This is a genomic window from Streptomyces xingningensis (assembly GCF_054957865.1).
On sequence record NZ_JBDJPF010000050.1, the window covers coordinates 15,960 to 33,760 of the forward strand.

General features: G+C 72.6%; 15 protein-coding genes. 4 read left to right on the plus strand and 11 right to left on the minus strand.

Translation table 11 applies throughout. The annotated features are described in order from the left end of the window. Window positions 1–22: 22 nt before the first annotated feature. The 6 genes from ABCR83_RS23540 to ABCR83_RS23565 form a co-directional block, all read right to left on the minus strand. Window positions 23–1,207, minus strand: a complete 1,185-nt coding sequence (locus ABCR83_RS23540; RefSeq protein ID WP_462697135.1) for an NAD(P)/FAD-dependent oxidoreductase — start codon at window positions 1,205–1,207, stop codon at window positions 23–25. A gap of 17 nt (window positions 1,208–1,224) precedes the next feature. Next, window positions 1,225–2,103 carry an L-tyrosine 3-hydroxylase gene (locus ABCR83_RS23545; protein ID WP_462697136.1) on the minus strand — a complete coding sequence of 293 codons (879 nt, stop codon included), beginning with the start codon at window positions 2,101–2,103 and terminating at the stop codon, window positions 1,225–1,227. Then, the gene (locus ABCR83_RS23550; RefSeq protein ID WP_462697137.1) at window positions 2,100–2,585 is read right to left on the minus strand and encodes a VOC family protein; all 486 of its coding nucleotides are present in this window, start codon (window positions 2,583–2,585) and stop codon (window positions 2,100–2,102) included. Before ABCR83_RS23550 ends, ABCR83_RS23545 begins: the two co-directional genes overlap by 4 nt. Window positions 2,586–2,602: 17 nt before the next feature. Next, entirely contained in the window at window positions 2,603–4,408 is a 1,806-nt protein-coding gene (locus ABCR83_RS23555) for a gamma-glutamyltransferase family protein (protein ID WP_462697138.1), read from the minus strand. A gap of 9 nt (window positions 4,409–4,417) precedes the next feature. After that, window positions 4,418–5,785: a TrpB-like pyridoxal phosphate-dependent enzyme gene (locus tag ABCR83_RS23560; RefSeq protein WP_462697139.1), complete on the minus strand. Its 1,368-nt coding sequence runs from the start codon at window positions 5,783–5,785 to the stop codon at window positions 4,418–4,420. A gap of 231 nt (window positions 5,786–6,016) precedes the next feature. Continuing rightward, the gene (locus ABCR83_RS23565) at window positions 6,017–7,348 is read right to left on the minus strand and encodes a hypothetical protein (protein ID WP_462697140.1); all 1,332 of its coding nucleotides are present in this window, start codon (window positions 7,346–7,348) and stop codon (window positions 6,017–6,019) included. A gap of 219 nt (window positions 7,349–7,567) precedes the next feature. Between ABCR83_RS23565 and ABCR83_RS23570 the strand changes: the two genes are divergently transcribed. Then, complete coding sequence (locus ABCR83_RS23570; RefSeq protein ID WP_462697141.1) at window positions 7,568–9,316, plus strand: TIGR03767 family metallophosphoesterase; 1,749 nt, start codon at window positions 7,568–7,570, stop codon at window positions 9,314–9,316. Window positions 9,317–9,355: 39 nt separating this feature from the next. Beyond that, window positions 9,356–10,414 carry an ArsR/SmtB family transcription factor gene (locus tag ABCR83_RS23575; protein WP_462697142.1) on the plus strand — a complete coding sequence of 353 codons (1,059 nt, stop codon included), beginning with the start codon at window positions 9,356–9,358 and terminating at the stop codon, window positions 10,412–10,414. Between the two features lie 7 nt (window positions 10,415–10,421). On the opposite strand, the gene ABCR83_RS23580 is transcribed toward ABCR83_RS23575, so the two are convergent. The 3 genes from ABCR83_RS23580 to ABCR83_RS23590 form a co-directional block, all read right to left on the minus strand. Beyond that, the gene (locus tag ABCR83_RS23580; protein ID WP_462697143.1) at window positions 10,422–11,270 is read right to left on the minus strand and encodes a class I SAM-dependent methyltransferase; all 849 of its coding nucleotides are present in this window, start codon (window positions 11,268–11,270) and stop codon (window positions 10,422–10,424) included. Window positions 11,271–11,334: 64 nt separating this feature from the next. Next, on the minus strand, window positions 11,335–12,546 hold the full coding sequence (locus tag ABCR83_RS23585; RefSeq protein ID WP_462697144.1) for an MFS transporter: 1,212 nt from the start codon (window positions 12,544–12,546) through the stop codon (window positions 11,335–11,337). Window positions 12,547–12,637: 91 nt separating this feature from the next. After that, on the minus strand, window positions 12,638–13,528 hold the full coding sequence (locus tag ABCR83_RS23590) for a LysR family transcriptional regulator (RefSeq protein ID WP_462697145.1): 891 nt from the start codon (window positions 13,526–13,528) through the stop codon (window positions 12,638–12,640). A 97-nt stretch (window positions 13,529–13,625) separates the two neighbouring features. On the opposite strand from ABCR83_RS23590, the gene ABCR83_RS23595 reads away from it, so the two are divergent. Both ABCR83_RS23595 and ABCR83_RS23600 read left to right on the plus strand, forming a co-directional pair. Beyond that, window positions 13,626–14,492 carry an EamA family transporter gene (locus tag ABCR83_RS23595; RefSeq protein WP_462697146.1) on the plus strand — a complete coding sequence of 289 codons (867 nt, stop codon included), beginning with the start codon at window positions 13,626–13,628 and terminating at the stop codon, window positions 14,490–14,492. A 112-nt stretch (window positions 14,493–14,604) separates the two neighbouring features. Further along, complete coding sequence (locus tag ABCR83_RS23600; protein WP_462697147.1) at window positions 14,605–14,907, plus strand: hypothetical protein; 303 nt, start codon at window positions 14,605–14,607, stop codon at window positions 14,905–14,907. 43 nt (window positions 14,908–14,950) lie between these two features. Here the strand turns inward: ABCR83_RS23600 and tpg are convergent, their stop codons facing one another. Both tpg and tap read right to left on the minus strand, forming a co-directional pair. Further along, entirely contained in the window at window positions 14,951–15,508 is a 558-nt protein-coding gene (gene tpg / locus ABCR83_RS23605) for a telomere-protecting terminal protein Tpg (protein ID WP_462697148.1), read from the minus strand. A gap of 3 nt (window positions 15,509–15,511) precedes the next feature. Beyond that, window positions 15,512–17,593 carry a telomere-associated protein Tap gene (gene tap / locus ABCR83_RS23610; protein ID WP_462697149.1) on the minus strand — a complete coding sequence of 694 codons (2,082 nt, stop codon included), beginning with the start codon at window positions 17,591–17,593 and terminating at the stop codon, window positions 15,512–15,514. Between the last annotated feature and the right edge of the window lie 208 nt (window positions 17,594–17,801).

The following is a 17,801-nucleotide window of genomic DNA, read 5'->3' on the forward strand; positions in this document are numbered from 1 at the left end:
GCTCGCCGCCTCCCACCATCGCTCAGCCGAACCGGCCGGGGCTGAACGCCTCCGCTCCGGCCGGGCGGCGCCCGTCCACCAGGTGGTCCGCCAGCAGCCGGGACGTCCCGGGTGCCAGTGGCATGCCGTCGATGCCGTACCCCGACAGCAGCCAGAGCCCCGGGGCGCCCGGCGCGGGCCCCACGATCGGCAGGCCGTCCGGGGACATCGGGCGCACCCCCGACCACGCCGCGCGCACCGGTGCCTTGCCCAGCACCGGCGCATGACGCGCCGCGGCCGCCGAGATCAGCGAGACCGCCCGCTCTCCGTCCCGGACGTCGTCCAGCTGCAGTGCGGGACCGCTGCTGGAGCCCAGTACCACCTCACCGCCGGGCAGCGGCTGAAGCGAGAAGACCACCTGGGTGCCCGCCTCCGTCAGACCGGGGTCGGCCGTGTCCTCGAGCAGCGGCGGCCCCTGCCGCTTCAGCCCCACGGGGCCGTGCCAGGTGGACTGCATCAGGGTGTGGCGGAACACCGCTCCGGTGACCGGCGCGGTACGCACCAGCCAGCCGCGCGCCCCGAACACCGGAATGTCGCTCCCGGCCTGCTGGGCCAGGCTCCTGGACCAGGCGCCCGCCGCGAGCACCACCGCGCCCGCCGGCTGCGGCCCCTCGTCGGTGATCACACCGGTGACCCGGTCGCCGTCCCGCAGCAGCCCCCGCACCGGCACCTGGGTCCGGATCCGGGCACCCGCGCGCCGGGCCCGCCGGGCGAGGGCGGTGGCGGCCAGTACCGGATGGAAGGCGTGCGCCCCTTCGACCACCACCGCGCCCGCCAGATCGGGTGCCAAGCCGGGCTCCAGCTCCAGGAGTTCACGGGTGTCGGCCTCATGCGAAGGGAATCCGCCCTCGGTCAGCGCCCGGCCGTGGCCGCGCGCCCGGACCATGCTGTCCTCGTCGTTCGCGACCAACAGATAACCGTGCGGGCGCAGTTGGAAGGGCACATCACCCTCCTGCGCCACCTGCCGGTAGTAGGAGACCGCCTCGGCGTACAGGCCGCCGCAGGCGGGCAGCGGACTCGGCAGCAGACCGCCCTGGTTGCGCCCCGTCGCTCCGCCCGCCAACGGGCCGCGCTCCAGCAGCAGTACGCTCAGCCCGCGTGCGGACAGCCGTTCGGCGCAGGCACAGCCGGCGATGCCGCCGCCCACCACGATCACATCAGGTGTCAAGAGAACCGGTTCCTTCCTCAGCCGCTGGAAATCCGCTCAAAGGCGATGACGCTCAGGAGATGCGCTATCGCTCGCTCGATCTCCTCGACGTCCGGTGTGGCCAGCGCGTCCGGCTTCTCAAGACGGCTGGAGGCGAAGTCGGGGTACAGGCCGTTGTTGCTCAGGTCGTCCCGCACGGCCCCGACCCGGCGCAGCAGTTGGGCCGTGACCTCCGACGGCGAACAGGGCGCCCGGAGCGTGAGGAAATAGGTGTCGAAAAGGGCCGCGCGGGTGTCCCGGGGCAGATTGCGGCCATGGCCCGCCGACGACTGCAGCAGCGAGGGCTCGCCCGGCACCAGCTTGGCGGCGATGCCCTCGTGCAGGCTCTCGTTGAGCGCGCATTCACGCAGCAGCGGGCCGGCCCGGCCGTCCCAGCCCGCCGGTAGGCGGCCGCGCAGCAGCGCCCGCACCGGTCCGTAGTCGCGCGCCCAGGCGCCGCTGAACCCGGGGTGGTAGAGGGCCATGCCGGGTCTGACCACCCGGTGGTAGACGGCCCGGGGACATGACGCGGTGTAGAGCAGCATGGCCGAGTAGCCCCGCATCAGATGCGCGGCCGCCCGGATGGCGTCCGGCGGTGCCGGGCCGGCGGTGCCCTCGGCGGCCCGCCGTCCCAGCTCCTGCCAGAGGATGAAGGTCAGTTGGTGCCCGGTGATCCAGCGGAACCAGAACAGCTGGTCCGCGGAGTCCGGTGGGCCGAGGGCGTTCGGCGGTTCCCAGAACCGTTCGACCGGATCCGTACCGCCACCGCCGCGGACCGGATCGGGCGGCAGCACCAGGGGTTCCACCCCATAGGCACGGCCGCCGAACTCGGCGATCCCCGCCAGATCGGTGGCCGAGTAGGCGTTCAGTGTGGTCACCGCCCCTTGGCTGCCGCGGGTATGTGCGTGAACTCATACTCCAGCCCGTTGACGTCGTAGGTGTAGAAACTGCTGACCCCGTCGCCGTCCACGACGATCTCCGTCGCGGGCTCCGGGCGGGCGAAGTCGAACCGCCCCGAGGCGAACAGGCGCTGCCAGCGGTCCCGCCACCCCTCCAGTTCGGCGGTGGACTCCGAGGTCAGACAGAGGTGCTGGAACTGGAGCAGGTCCGGCAGCGGACGGGCGTAGCCGGTGGAGCGGGTGAACAGATGGAACCGGGTGCCGGCGGCCACCACCTCGGTCAGCCGGACGATTCCGGGCAGCCGGCCGCGGGTCAGTTCGGAGAAGTCGTCAAGGGTCCAGGCGACGGTGCCGCCGAAGAACTCGGTGTACCAGCCGACGCAGTTGTCGAGGTCGGCGGTTTCCACCGCGATATGGTGCAGGCCGGTCCGGAGGGTGCCCGGTCGCTGTGCTGCGTCCATGGGAAGCGGGGTTCCTTTCATCTGGCGACCGCGTACGCCTGCTCGCCCCGTGGGGAGGCGGCGGCGCGGACCATTCCGTCGCCCGGCTCGACGCCCACGGCACACACCCTGCCCAGCGACCAGTCGGGGACGGATTCGATGGTGTGCCCACGGCGGCCGAGGCCGGCCACGACCTCGTCGGGGCACCGGCTCTCGACCTTCATCACGAGCGGCCGGTGGGTGCGGGGGGTGAAGGAGGCCGGGACGTGTTCGGAGTGGAACGCAAGGGCCTCGGTGGCGCGTTGCAGGTCGAGCCCGAAGTCGGCGTGGGCCAGGAAGAACCCCAGCGTCCACTGGTCCTGCTGGTCGCCGCCCGGGGTGCCGAACGCCAGCCGGGCCCGGCCCTCGTCCAGGACCAGCGTGGGGCTCAGCGTGGTACGGGGCCGCTTGCCCGGCGCGAGGGAGTTGGGGTGTCCCTCCTCCAGCCAGGCCATCTGCCCCCGGGTGCCCAGCGGAAAGCCGAGCCCCGCGACCACCGGGGAGCTCTTCAGCCAGCCGCCGCTGGGCGTCGCGGCCACCATGTTGCCGTGGCGGTCGGTGACCGCCAGACAGCAGGTGTCGCCGCGTGCCTCGGTCAGCGCCACCACCGGGGGAGCCACCGTCGGCAGCCCCTCGTACAACTGGGCCTGCCAGTGCGGGCCGTGGGGCGGCTCGGCGCGGTCCACCGCCGGGATCCACGGCCGCCGGCCGTCGGGGGCGCCGGGGCGCAGGGTGTCCGAGGCCCGGTCGCCCACCAGCCGCCGTCGCTGCTCGGCGTAGTCGTCGCCCAGCAAGGTGGCCAGCGGGACGTCGGTGAACTCCGGGTCCCCGTACCATGCCTCCCGGTCCGCGTAGGCGAGCTTGGCGCACTCGGTGACGGTGTGCAGCTGACCGACGCTGTCCAGGCCCATCGCCGCGAGGTCGAAGCCCTCCAGGAGCGCGAGCTGCTGGAGGAAGACCGGCCCCTGTGACCAGGGCCCGGGCTTGTGCACCTCCAGGCCCCGGTAGCCGCGGCTGACCGTGGCCTCCGTGCGGGGCTCCCAGCGGGCCAGGTCGTCACCGGTGAGCAGCCCCCGGTGCCGCCGCCCGGTGGCGTCCAGGGCCGCACGCCCCAGGTGACCGTCGATGGCCTCGGCGACAAAGCCCTCGTAGAACATCCGGTGGGCGGCGGCTATCTGCCGCTCCCGGCCGGGCCCGGCGGCCTCGGCCTCCTTGAGGATCCGCCGGTAGGTGTCGGCGAGCGCGGGGTTGCGCATCCGGGATCCCGGCCGGGGCGCGGCGCCGCCCACCAGGAAGGTGCGCCCGGATTCCGTCCACTCCTCCCGGAAGAGCGGGGCCAGGACCGCGATGGACTCGGCGGCCTTGGGCAGCAGCGGATAGCCGTCCGCGGCATAGCCGATGGCAGGCTCCAGCACCTGGCCCAGGGGCAGGGTGCCGAACTCCGCCAGCAGCCTCAGCCAGGCCCCGAAGGCCCCGGGCACGGTCGCCGGAAGCAGCCCCGACCCGGGAATCCGGGCCAGCCCCAGGGACCGGAAGGCATCCGGGGTGGCGGCCCGGGGCATCGGCCCCTGCCCGCACACCACCCGGACCCGGCCACCGGCGGCCTCGAAGGCGAGGATCGGCACCTCGCCGCCCGGCCCGTTCAGATGCGGTTCCACGACCTGCAGGACGAACCCGGCCGCGACGGCGGCGTCAAAGGCGTTGCCGCCGCGCTCCAGTGCCGCCATGCCCGCCGCCGAGGCCAGCCAGTGCGTCGAGGACACCGCGCCGAAGGTGCCGCGCAGTTCGGGGCGCATCATGACCATGACGGCGCCTCAGACCGCGGCCGACGGCGACGGCAGATCGCTCAGACTTGCCGCGATCTGCTCATCGGAGACGGTCGGGTTCTCCAGGGTGCCGGCCAGGAAGGAGTCGAAGGCGGCCAGGTCGAAGTTGCCGTGCCCGGAGATGTTGAAGAGGATCACCCGCTGTTCCCCGGCCTCCCGGGCGGCGAGCGCCTCCACGATGGCCGCCTTGAGGCCGTGCGAGGACTCGGGGGCGATGACAAAGCCCTCGCTGCGGGCGAAGCGGACGGCCGCGTCGAAGATGTCGGTCTGCGGGAAGGCCCGGGCCTCGACCAGCCCGTGCTCCTTGAGCAGGCACAGGCTGGGGGCGTCGCCGTGGTAGCGCAGCCCGCCGGCGTGAATGGCGCCGGGGATGAAGCCGTGCCCCAGGGTGTGCATATACAGCGGCGGGGTCAGCCCCGCGGTGTCCGGGTAGTCGTAGGCCAGCTTGCCGCGGGTGAGGGTGGGGCAGGCCTCGGGTTCGGCGGCGATGAACCGGGTCCCGGGCCGTTCGCCGGTCAGCCGGTCCCGCAGGAACGGGTAGGCGAGCCCGGCGTAGTTGGAGCCGCCGCCGACGCAGCCGATCACGGCGTCGGGGTACTCGCCCATGATCTCCATCTGCTTCTTCGCCTCCAGACCGATCACGGTCTGGTGCAGCAGCACATTGTTCATGATCGAGCCCAGGGCGAACTTGGTGTCGTCCCGGCTCAGTGCGTCCTCGACGGCCTCGCTGATGGCGATGCCGATGCTCCCGGGCGAATCGGGGCTCTCGGCCAGGATGTCCCGCCCGGCCTTGGTCCGTTGGGTGGGAGAGGCATAGACCTGCGCGCCCCAGCTCTGCATCAGCGACTTGCGGTAGGGCTTCTGCTCGAAGGACGCCCGGACCATATAGACGTTCACCTCCAGCCCGAACAGGGCACCGGCGAACGACAGCGCGGAACCCCACTGGCCCGCCCCGGTCTCCGTGGTCAGCCGCCGGACTCCCTCCTCGGCCGCGTAATACGCCTGCACCACGGCCGTGTTGGGCTTGTGCGAGCCGGAGGGTGACACCCCCTCGAACTTGAAGTAGATGTGCGCCGGGGTGTCCAGCGCCCGCTCCAGCCGCTCCGCCCGGGTCAAGGGGGAGGGCCGCCAGATCGTGTAGACGTCCCGGATCCGCTCGGGGATCTCCACCCAGCGCTCCCGGGTGAATTCGTGCTCGATGACCTGCCGGGGGAGGAGCGGGGCCAGGTCCTCCGGCTTGAGGGGCGCCATGGTCAGCGGGTTGAGCGAGGGGGGCAGGGGAGCGGGCAGGTCGGGAAGGATGTTGTACCAACGGTCGGGCAGGTCGGATTCTGACAGCAGGACTCGCTTCAACATCGGTGCTTCCCTTCGGCGAGGGCCGGGCAGGTCGATGACGCGCGAGCATCGTAGGGACGACGGGAGCCCGTGAGCTTCGGCCGTTGTGCCCGATACCCGGCACCGGCCTGGTCAGTTCGGACTAGTCCGAAAGGGGCAGGGCACCTTGTCGGCGGGCCGCGCATGCCGGTGGAATCTGCCGGGCGAGTACGCCGGGGGCCGCGCCCCGGCCAGGTGATCGCCGCGGGCGGATCAGTGGTACTCGACGAGCCGCAGGCGCACCCCGGCCAGGACGAGCACCCCCGCCGCGCCGAGCGCGGCGGCCGGGACCGCGGGCCAGCCGGACAACCGGCCCCCCGAGTCGTCCGCGTGGGCGGTGAAGACGGCCAGACGGCGCTGGGCAAGGCGGTCCAGGGCGGTGGCGAAGTCCCAGAAGTCGAAGGCGACCCGCCCCCGGCCGATCTCGGTGAGCACCGTGGTGGCCTCCTCCAGCCGCCCCGCGGACCGCAGTTCCCGCAGATGCCGGTCATCGGAGCGGAAGTGCCCATAGCGGACGGACAGGTCCCGGTACGCCAGGCGCTGGGCGGCGGTGGCCTCGCCGTCCGGAGCCAGCAGCGCGTCGAGCCGGCCGGCCAGGGTGTCGAACCGCGCGCTCTCCAGCGCACCGGTACGGGCGTCGCGGACGAACCAACGCCCCTGGGCGGCGGCCGCCTCCGCGGCGACCGCGCGCGCCTCGGCCAGCCGCGACCACGGCCGCAGACCGTCGCGGCCGGCCGCCCGGGCATCGTCGGCCGCCGAGAGGAAGGACGAAGAACCCGCCAGAGTGATCGCGGCGGCCGCGAGGGTGGCCGCCAACAGCGGCGGATTGACCACCCGGTGGTAGCGGCGGGCCAGTCGCCACTGGCAGTAACCCAGGACCGCGAGCGCCCCCAGACCGCACCCACCGGTGGCGAAGGCCGCGAACCCGGCGGCGTCCCGGGCGCGGTTCTCCAGGGCAGCCGCCTGCCGCTCATAGCCACCCGACAGCGCGGCGACGGTGGGCAGCAGCACCGTGTGCATCACCTCGGCCGCCTCGGCCGACACCATCACGGCGGCCTCCGGCGGATGCCCGGCCGGACGGTCGGGCTGCCGCTCGTCCGCCTGGGCACTGCGCCCGCTGAGGTCGTCATAGCGGCCGAGCCCGTCCAACAGCGAGCGGATCCGGCCGCCCTCGTCCCGGTCCGCCCCCAGGCGCCGCAGCAGATCGCTGACTTCGGCACGCCGCTGCTGCGCCGTGAGCAGCGCGAGGAGCCGGTTGCCGACGCCATAGTCCTCCGCGGAACGGCCGGGCGGGAGCACGGCGGGGCGGTCGGCGGAGTGGCCCGGAACCAGGGAGTCGGCGTGCTGGGCGTCCAGGTCCGCGAGTGCGAAGCGCAGTTCGGCGGCCGTCGCCGCGCGCCCGGCGACGGTGTCGCGCAGCCGGGCGGCAGCACCGCGCACGATGACGGCGCCGGTCACGGCCGCCGCGCACAGTGCCGCCAGCGCGATGAGCATCGCCAGGGCCTGTACGCGAAGACGGACCGGTGACGCCTGAAAGGTCGTCATGCAGGGACGCTAAGCACGCCCGGGGAAGGGGAGATGACCCCCCGTGGGACCTGCGGTGACCGGGCGGTTACCCGCAGGCGATCGAGCGGCGGCGGCCATCCGACAACCGCTGCTCACCATTTCTTCCCACATCGTTCACGGAATGGCCGTTCCCGGCCGCCAGGCTGACCGGCGAATATTTACTCGCCGGTAACGAGATGCGACCCAGGAGAACGCCGCATGCCCGCATACAGCAGACGCCAGTTGCTCACCGGTGCCGCGGCGGCGGCCTCCGCCGCGGCCCTCACCCTGGCCGACAGCCGGTTCGCCACCGCCTCGGCGCACGACCGCGCCGTGGCGGCCACCGCCGCCCGTGCCGTCCGCACCGAGGGGACCACGCTGGAGCAGGTCGCCACCCCGACGGGCAGCGGCCCCTACAAACGCCTGCGCTCCGGCCCCGGTTGGCCGCTGGTGGTCCGCACCGACCTGGCCGCGGCGGCCCCCGCGCGCGACGGGCGGCGCACCGGGCTCGCCAGCCTGGTGCAGTTCACCGATCTGCACCTGGTCGACACCGAGTCGCCGGTGCGGTTCGAGTACCTCGCCCGCTACAACGACAGCGCGCACCGCCCCCAGGAGGCGCTGACCGTACGCGGCGCCTCCTCGCTCGTGGAGCGGATCAACTCGCTGCCCGGCGGGCCGTTCACCGGAAAGCCGTTCTCCCTGGTGATGGCGACCGGTGACAACACCGACAACCACGAGCACATCGAACTCGACTGGTACCTCACGGTGATGAGCGGCGGCGCGATCACCCCCAACAGCGGCGACCCCACCCGCTACGAGGGCGTGCAGAACTCCGGCAGCGCCGAGTACTGGAACCCGGAATCCTCCTTCCGGGACTCCTACAAGGCCAAGGGCTTCCCCGAGGTGCCCGGCTATCTCTCCGCCGCGGGCCGCCCGTTCACCGCGCCCGGCCTGCGCACCCCCTGGTACAGCACCATCGGCAACCACGACGACAGCATCGAGGGCACCCTGCCGGACCTCGGCCTGCTGCACTCCCTCTACACCGGCGACCGCAAACTCGAGGGATGCGACGACGCCGACGCCGCCAAGCTGGCCGACGCCCTGCGCAGGGATCCCGCCGAGGCCGTCGCCCGGCTCGCCCGGCTGCTGAAGAACGCCGGACCGGTGCGCCGGATCACCCCCGATCCACGGCGCGCGCCGTTCACCCCCGCGGAGTTCGCCAAGGCCCACCTCAACCCCGCGTACACCGGCCCCGGTCCGGTGGGCCACGGCTTCACGGCGTCCGCCGCGGCCGGCGGGCGGCTGTACTACACCTTCCCGCTCGCGGACGGCGTGCTGGGTGTCAGCCTGGACACCACCAACCCGGCCGGATTCGCCGACGGCTCCATCGGGACCACCCAGCTGAAGTGGCTGGAGTCCGTCCTGCGGTCGCACAGCGGCCACTGGTACGACTCCGACGGCCGCCTGGTCAAGGGCGGCGGGTCCCGGCAACTGGTGGTCGTCTTCAGCCACCACACCAGCGCCAGCATGGGCAATCTGCTGCCCGACCCGCACCACCCGTTCGAGGGCCGCCACGACGGCAACGCACTGGTGGCACTGTTGCAGCGCTACCCCAACGTCATCGCCTGGGTCAATGGCCACACCCATGAGAACCGCGTCCTCGCCCATGGCCATGCGACGCCGGAACGCGCCTTCTGGGAGATCAACACCGCCTCCCACATCGACTACCCGCAGCACGCCCGGATCATCGAGATAGCCGACAACGGCGACGGCACCCTGTCACTGTTCACCACCCTGGTGGAGTCCGCCGCTCGTCACCCGACCGACTTCGGCGACACCTCCGATGCCGGACTCGCCGCGCTCTACCGTGAGTTGTCCTACAACGACCCCCATGCCACCCCGGCGAAGAAGCTCGGCAGCCCCTCCGATCACAACACCGAACTGCTGCTGACCAAGCCCCGAGGCTGACCGGCCGCCGCCGCTCACCCAAGGTCTTCACTCGAAGGAGTGGCTCCGTGGCCCTGGGCAACCGCCGGAGCGGACGGCCGCGTCTGGTCACACATGGTGCTGCGTATCCACTTCACCGGGGCGGATCTGCTCAGAACCCGGCTCGCCGATGGGCCCGATGTGCTGTGGGAGACCCTGCTCAGCGTCCACCTGGTGCAGACAAAAGCGGCCCGTCCGGCCGCCGACGGCTTCGCACGCTGGCGAGGAACCGTACGGCGCAGGCTCACCGACGGCCTGCCCGCGCCGCACGCCCGGCTGCTGGGGGAACTGGCGCCGCCCACCGGCTATTCCGCGGACTTTCTCACCCCCACGGCGGGCGCCGCAGAGCTGGAGTGCGCCATCGACACCGTGCTCGCCACACCTCGCCATCGGCTCCGGGCCGACATCGGCCGTCTCGCGGCGGCGAGACGGCCGATGACCGGGCAGCTCGCCCGGCTCGCCGACGGCGACACCGGGACGCTCGACGCGCTGGGCCGGGCGATGCGGACCTATCACCGGCTGGCGCTCGCCCCGTACTGGCGGCAGGTGACCGAACACATCGCCGCCGACCGCGCGACCCGGGTGGCCGCACTGACCGCGGGCGGCATGGAGCGGCTGCTGCTCGGACTGCATCCGGCGGCACGCTGGGAGCCTCCCGTGCTGTCGCTGCCCTATCCGCTGTCCCAGGACCTCCACCTCGAGGGACGGGGACTGACGCTGGTGCCGTCCTTCTTCTGTGCGAACGAACCCATCACCCTGCTGGAACCGGGCGCCCAGCCGGTCCTGGTGCACCCGGTCCCGCACCGCGCCCACTGGATGGACGAAGGCACCCGGGCCCCGCTGGTCACCCTGCTCGGCCGCACCCGGGCCCAGGTGCTGCACGAGCTGGCGCACGGCTGTGGAACGGGCGAACTGGCCCGGCGCATCGGCGTCAGCGAGGCCTCCGCCAGCCAGCATGCGACGGTGCTCCGCGGCGCCGGGCTGATCAGCACCCGCCGCTCCGGCTACACCGTGCACCACTCGCTCACCGAACTCGGCATGGCATTGCTGAACGGCACCAGGCCGCGGCCCACCGGCTGATCGTCGGCTAAGCGGTCGCGCGGAGCGCGAACATCAGCGGAATCCTCGGTGCCGAATCCGGCGGCAGGCGCCACCACCCGTTCTCCGCGGGCAGCATGGTGCCGAAGCGCTTCCAGGGCAGCAGGTCCGTCTCCCGCAGCAGGTCCGGACGCAGCCCCGCGCCGATCACGGCGGTAACCGTCTCGCCGATGCCATGCCGCCATTCATAGCTGGTGGTGGCCTCCCGCAGTGGCGGGCCGTCGGTATAGGTGTGGGGCGAGACATGGGTGATCGGACCACCGCCCGCCAAGTAGTCGTGCCGCAGCAGCAATTGACTCTCATCGGGGCAGGGAACCGGGCCCAGTGCGTTGAGCAGCGGATGGAACTCCACGACATACAGCACCCCGCCCGGCCGCAGCAGTGCGCGGACCACCTCCGCCCACCCGGGCAGGTCCGGCAGATAGCAGAGCGCACCCTTGCCCGTATAGACCACATCGAACTGCCGCCCCCGCAGTGCCTCGACGGCCTCATGGACATCGGCCTGGACAAACTCGACGTCCCGCCCCGACCCGGCCGCCAGCCGCCGGGCCTCGGCGATGGACGCACCGGAGAAGTCCAGCCCGACGGTGTGCGCGGCGCCATGCCCGGCGAACGCCTGGGTCTCGGTGCCCAGATGACATTGCAGATGCAGCACGCTCCGGCCGTGGAGATCGCCGAGGTCCTCCCATTCGAAGGGGGCGAACCAGCTGTCGGCCGGCCGGGAGCCGTCCGCACCGTAGAAAGCGCTGGCGACATGCACCGGGGTGCGGGCGTCCCAGTTCCGCGCGTTGGCCCGCAGCATGCCGGCGGTCGTCAACTCGCCGTGTTCAGCCGTCATGACGCTGTTTCTACCGGAGAAATCGCGGCGGCACACCGTCCACCGGCCACCCCGCCGTCGGCGTTCAGCCGCAATTGATGGCCCCGCCCGGAACCGTGGTGACGCGGTGCGTGCGGGCCGCCGGGAGCAGTCGCTCGCTCAGCAGCAGGATCAGCGCCGCGAGGGTCAGCACACCGCCGACGAGGAAGGTGGCGCGCACCCCCACGGCGGACAGCAGGACACCGCCGAGGAACGCGCCGGCCGCCACTCCCACGTTGTAGGCGCCGGAGTTGGCGGCCAGGGCGATCTCCGTGCGGCCCGGCGCCAGCTGCAGGACCCGGGCCTGGCCGGCCATGAAGACCGGACCCAGCGAGGCCCCCAGCAGTGCCAGCATGACGACCGCCGCCTCCCGGGAGCCGCCGAGGGCGTACAGGCCCAGCAGCCCCGTCGCCTGGGTGGCCACCGGAACGACGAGCGTCGCACGCGGGAAACGGTCCAGGAACGGTCCGGTGACGCTGACGCCCGCCAGGCCCGCGATGCCGGAGACCAACAGCAGCGCGCTGATCGAAGCGTCGGAGAAGCCGCTCACCTCGCCCAGGAAGGTGACCAGATAGGTGTAGCCCGTGAAGGCGCCGGTGACCGACAGCGCCGTGGTCGCCAGGACCACCCCGAACCGGCGGGCGTCCGGGTCGGCCCCATAGGCGGCGTGCCCCTCCTCGGGCCGGGTGGTCGGCAGCAGGGTTGCGATGAGGACGAGCGAGACCGCCCCCAGCCCGGCCAGTGCCACCAGCGGGGTCTGCCAGCCGCTTTGCTGTCCCAGCCAGGTACCGGCCGGGACCCCCAGCACCGGGGCGAGCGAGCCCGCGACCGACAGGACGCCGATCACCCGCCCACGGACCCGCGGCGCGAACAGCCCCACCGCCACCGGGCCCATCACCGCCCAGAAGAGCGCCTGGGCGACCGCGGCCAGCACCCGGCCGGCGAGCAGCAGCCCGTATGAGGAGCCCACCGCCGGTGCCAGGCTGGCCAGGACGAACACGGCCAGCAGGGCGGTGAGCAGCCGGCGGCGCGGGATCGCACGGGTCGCATGGGCGATGGGCAGTGAGGCGACGGCCACGGTCAGGCCATAGCCGGTTATCAGATAGCCGACGGCCGGCAGGGACACCTGGAGGTCGGACGAGATCAGCTTCAGCAGCCCGATGGGGAGGCTTTCGGTGGTGTTGAAGGTGAACGCCGCCAGCATAAGGGCGCCGACGACGGCCACTCTTCGCCAAGGAGCGGACTGCGCAGTTGCCATCCGGTCTCTTCCTCACCACTCGACAGCGGGGTCCTGGGATCGTGTTCACCGTATACAAGACGGGTGCGCCGCCCGGCTGCAGGCCACCCCGTCACCCGTCGGGAACCGAGCCGCCGGCCTCCTTCGCGGCGGACCGGGCCCGGGCCGAGACCAGATCGGTGACCAGGGCGACGCCCGGCCACAGATGGCGGCCCGGCCTGGTCACGGCGAACATCCGGCGCCGGATGTCCAGCCCCTGCGGCGGGATCAGGTTCACTCCGGGCCGGGCGCCGGCGAACGCCGGGAGCAGGGCGATGCCGAGGCGCGCGGCGACGATCTCCAGCACCAGGTCGAGACTGTCGGCCCGGTGCGCGATCTGTGGCTCAAAACCGGCCAGGACACAGAAGCGCAAGGCCAGTTCGAAGTCGTCCGTGCCGCGCGAGTTGACCACCCAGGGCAACTGCGCGGGGTCCGCGCCCTCCGGCACGGCCAGGAGCACCGGTGTCGAGCAGATCTCCCGGACGGTCGCCCCGTCGTCACGGAGCTTGCGCACCAGGTTGTAGTCGTAGACAAAGCCGAGGTCGATCTCGTCGTCGTCGAGCAGCGCGGCGACCTCGGGCGGCTCGCGCTCCTGGAGCTCGAGCCGCAAGTCCGGGTGGCTGGTGGCGAGTTGCCGGGTGATCGGCAGCAGATCCGCGGACAGCGCGCTGCGATAGGAGGCCACCCGCAGCCGCCCGCAGGGCGCCGCACCGGGGCCGATGGCCGCACGGGCGGCCTCCACGGCGGCGAGGATCCGCTCGGCGTGCTCGACCAGCAGATGCCCGGCCGGGGTGAACCGCACGGTGCGCCCGGCATGCTCCAGCAGCTGCGTGCCCACCTCGCGTTCGAGCGTCCCGAGGTGGGCGGAGATCGTCGAGGTGCCATACCCGGTGGCCTGGGCCACGGCGCGCATGGTGCCCCGGTGGTGCAGTTCGACGAGCAACCGCAGGCGATGGGTGTCCATGCCGGCCATTGTCCCCGATTCCATCCGTGATTCCAGGACTATGTGTACGGAATTACGCGGTGGACGCGGATGGTTGCTCTGGGGTCCGATGGCGGACATGACGATCACGGTGACTCCGACCCGGCGGCACAGCCCCGCGGCGAGTTTTGCGCTCGCGTCGATGGTGTCCGTCCAGCTGGGCGCCGCGGCCTCCATACATATGTTCGGGGCCATGGGTCCGGCGGGCACCGCCTGGCTGCGAGTGACCTGGGCCGCGCTCGCCTTCCTGGTCATCGCCCGGCCCCGGGTGTGGACCATGCGCCCCCGGCAGCTGCTCGGCCCGGCGGTCCTGGGCGCGGTCAGCGCCGGGATGACCCTGCTGTTCTCCGAGGCGATCTCCCGGATACCGCTGGCCACTTCGGTGGCCGTGGAGTTCCTCGGCCCGCTGGCGGTGGGGATGCTGAAGCCCGGCGCCCGCCGCTGGCCGCCGCTCGCGTTCGCCGGGGTGCTGCTGGTGACCGAGCCCTGGCAGGGCTCGGTGAATCTGCCGGGCCTCGGGTTCGCGCTGGGCGGGGCGGCCTGCTGGGCCGGCTACATCCTGCTCACCCAGCGGGTCGCCGATGGCTTCGACGGGCTGGTCGGCCTGTCGCTGGCCATGCCCGTGGCAGCGGTCGTGTCCGCCTTCGCCGGACTGCCACAGGCGCTGCCCCACCTCACTCCGCTCCTGGCGCTGGAAGGGCTCGGCCTGGCCCTGCTGATGCCCGTACTGCCGTACGCCCTGGAGATGGTGGCGCTGCGCCGTCTGACCACCTCGGCATTCGGCACCCTGATGAGCCTCGAGCCCGCCATCGCCCTGGTCGTCGGGGTGGCGGTGCTGCACCAGTCGGCCGGTCCGATGCAGTTGCTCGGCGTGCTGACGGTCACCGTCGCCGCGGTGGGGGCCGCGCGCTCCGGCCGCCGCGAGGAGCCGCCCGGTGACGAGTGACACCCGAACGGATCCTCGATGGGCCCTGCGCTTTCCCTCCGGGAAGCGTCGGTGCCCGGGTGCCGTCTGCCCTACCGTGCTTCTCACGCGACCGGCGCATGGGAGGGGAAGCATGAACGAGGACGAGGATCGGCGGCTGCGGGCGATCGCGCCGGAGATCTCCCACACCACGATCGGTCTGATGCGGACGGTGGTGGGCCTGGAGCCCGCGGAGCGGGTGCCCGAGGAGGCGCTGGCGACGGCCGACCGGGTGCTGGCCAAGCATGGTGTGGACGGGCTGCGGGTGTTCATCATGAGCCTGGCGGGATGGATGGCCGTGGGGATCGAGAACGTCGCCATGCTGACCGGGAAGACGCATGAGGCGATGATCGACGACATCGAACTGACCTGCCTCGAGGCCAATCCCGACGGCTGAGCCCGCTGTCGGTGGGGCATGCGTGCCGCGCGGGCGGCGATGGTCAGTAGTCCATGTCGACATAGTCGATATCGGTGAACTCGACCACCAGACCGTCCGCCCGGCGCCCGTCGTCCCTGAAGTAGATCTCCTGCAGCCCCTCGGCGACCAGGTCCCGCAGCGCCCGGTCCGGTGCTCCGGCGTCCTGGGCGGCGAAGAGCCGCTCCGCGTACCGCGGGGGCAGGTGCTGGGTGATCCGCCGGACCCGGCCGTCGTCGGTGCTGCCCGGGGCCGCGGTGAACCCGAATCTGGCCCTGGTCTCCACGGTGATGCCGGCGGATGTCGCGGCCAGTTTCCTGGCCCGCTCGCGCACCCGGGGCTGCCAGTCCTTGCGGACCTCGGCCGCCAGCCGGCCGGCGAGGTCCCTGCGGGGCCTGGTGAACTCGCCCGTCAGGTAGCGCTCGACGGTGCGCTGGGAGACGCCCAGCCGCCGGGCCACCGCCCTGGTGGAGCCCTTCTCCTTCCTGACCAGGAAACGCACTTGGGCCGGGGCCGTCTTGGGGATCGGGCGGGTGGTCGTGTTCTGTGCGGCCTTGTCGAGGCTGTCGCCGAAGATGCCCATGGGTCACTCTCCTTCGAGCGCGGCGTCGGTGCCCTTGATGTGGCGCGCCGGGTTGTGCCCGGAGTCGAGCAGCTGGGCCGCCCACAAAAACGGCTGGACTCCTTCGCACTTGGCCATCCCGGGCGAGACCCCGAGCCGGAACGAGCCCGGCAGCGGCTTGCCGTCCACGGTGCGCGGCAGGAAGTCCAACGGGCTGGGACCGTCGGAGAGATAGACGACACAGTCGGACAGGACCGCGATCGGAAACAGGCCGACGGAGGCCATCCGGAGCATCTTGCGGTGCATATTGACCCGCGCCGTGGAGATGACGGCGGCGCGGATGTCCGGCCGCCAGGTCGGGCGCTCCAGGGCGGGCCAGGGCTCGCCCGGCCGGTACTTCGCCCCCTGCGGCCGTTCGCGCAGCTTGCCGATGCCGCCCTTGACGGTCGCCTTGACGGCGCGGAGCACCGCGGCCCGGACCGGGTCGGCCCGCTGGTGGGTCTCCATCGCGGCGAGGAACTCCCGCTCGTCCATGCCCGCCGTGACGCCGAGTTCGGCCATCGTCTCCTTGTACGCCGTGCTCAGCCTGGCGTACCAGGGGTCGAGATAGGCGCCGTGCTCCGGCCGGACCCAGGCCTCGGCCGGCCGGACCGGATGGCCGAGCTCCGCCGCGTACGCCACGGTCGGGGTGGCATACCAGGCGGGCCCGGTGGGGCGAGTGCCGTGCGGGGTGAAGGGGTTGGGCAGCCGGGGGTCCGGATCGACGGCGGAGAGGTCCACCAGCCAGCTGCCGGGCAGCCTTTTGTCGAACTCCGGGGCGTTGACGTGGACGGCCGGACCCAGGCCCACGGTCAGCCGGTTCGCGGCGGCGAGGAAGGCGGTGTTCACATCGAGACCCACCGCATAGGCCTTGGTGCACTCCTCGTCGGTGAGGAGCTCGGGATCGCGGATCCAGTCGAAGGCCTCCTCGTCCAAGGCCTCGGCGGGGGTGTGCCGATGGCCGCGCGAGCGGTGGGCGGCGACCAGCGGGTGCTCGTCGGGGGCCTCCGGCGGGGCCGGATCCACCGGGGCCGTCAGCGAACCCGGCATCGGACCGGACACATAGGAGCCGGACGCCTCGTCCAGGACGGCCCGGGTCGGCGGGCGCAGCGCGGTCATCAGCTCCAGGCCGCTCACCGCGCTCGAGCCGCAGGGAGTGATGACGCGGGCCGCGTAGTCGCCGAGCATCCGGGCGAGTTCGGCCGGCGGCAGCTGTCCGGCGTCGGCCCAGGTACGGGCGTCGAGGGCGCCCCAGGGCAGCACGGCGAGCTGGACGCAGCGGCGCCGGCCGCCCTCGGCGGGGCGGTGGATCCTGGCCCAGGGGCCGAAACCCCGGCGGGTGAGCTGCCACTTCGCCCGGGTGAGCTGCCTGACGACCGGGTGGCCCGCGGGCAGCCGGAGGCTGCGGCGGTCCTCGAGCTCGGCCGGGAGGCCGAGCCGTACGGCCGCCGCCTCGGTGAGCACCACCAGCGGGTCGGCGTCCTTGCCCGAGCGGTGCAGCCGTGGTGCTCCGAGCCGGGCCTGGTTCAGGGCCCAGTCGACCAGCGAGGGGAGGTCCCGGGCCGGGCAGTCCAGCACCAGGCCGCCGGGGCAGTAGGCGTTGCCGTCGCCGTCCAGCACCGTCAACGGGCCGTCCGCGAAGGCGTCGGACGGAACGGACCGCGGGTCAACGGCCGTCGCGGGCGCGGCGGTACGGGCCGGGGCGGCCTGCCGCGCCGGGCGCCGCGCCGCCGGCGCAGGTGCTGCCGGCGCTGCTCGGGGTGCCGGGGCGGTGGGCGGGGGCGTCCGCGGTGCCGGGGCTGTGACCTGTGCGGGAGCGGTGCCGTTGGGCGGATACAGCCTGGCGAGCTCGGTGAGGAGGTGGGCGTAGGCGTCGCGCTGCGGGGGCCGTGGCTCGGTCTTCCCGTTCTCCCAGCTCACCAGCGTCGACCGGCGCACTCCGAGGGCCTCGGCGACCTCGTCCTGGGTCAGGCCGTGCGCCTTGCGCAGCCGTTCCCGCTCGGCGGGCGGCGGCAGCACGGACCGACTGGCGATCAGGGCATCGACCGCGTCAATGCGTTCGGACATCAAGCACCTCCGGGTCGCACCCTATATCCGAAGCGCGCTTTTGACGGTCATTGACCGGACTTTCCGCGATCACTCCTTGGGGTGGCGGGAGGGTGCGCGGTCGCTGCGGGGTGAGAGGCGATCGACTTCTTGCATGCATGGACAAACCCCGGCAGGCGGGTTGGCCATATCGATCACGCCCGGACTCCTCAGGAGCGTCTGTGGTCTT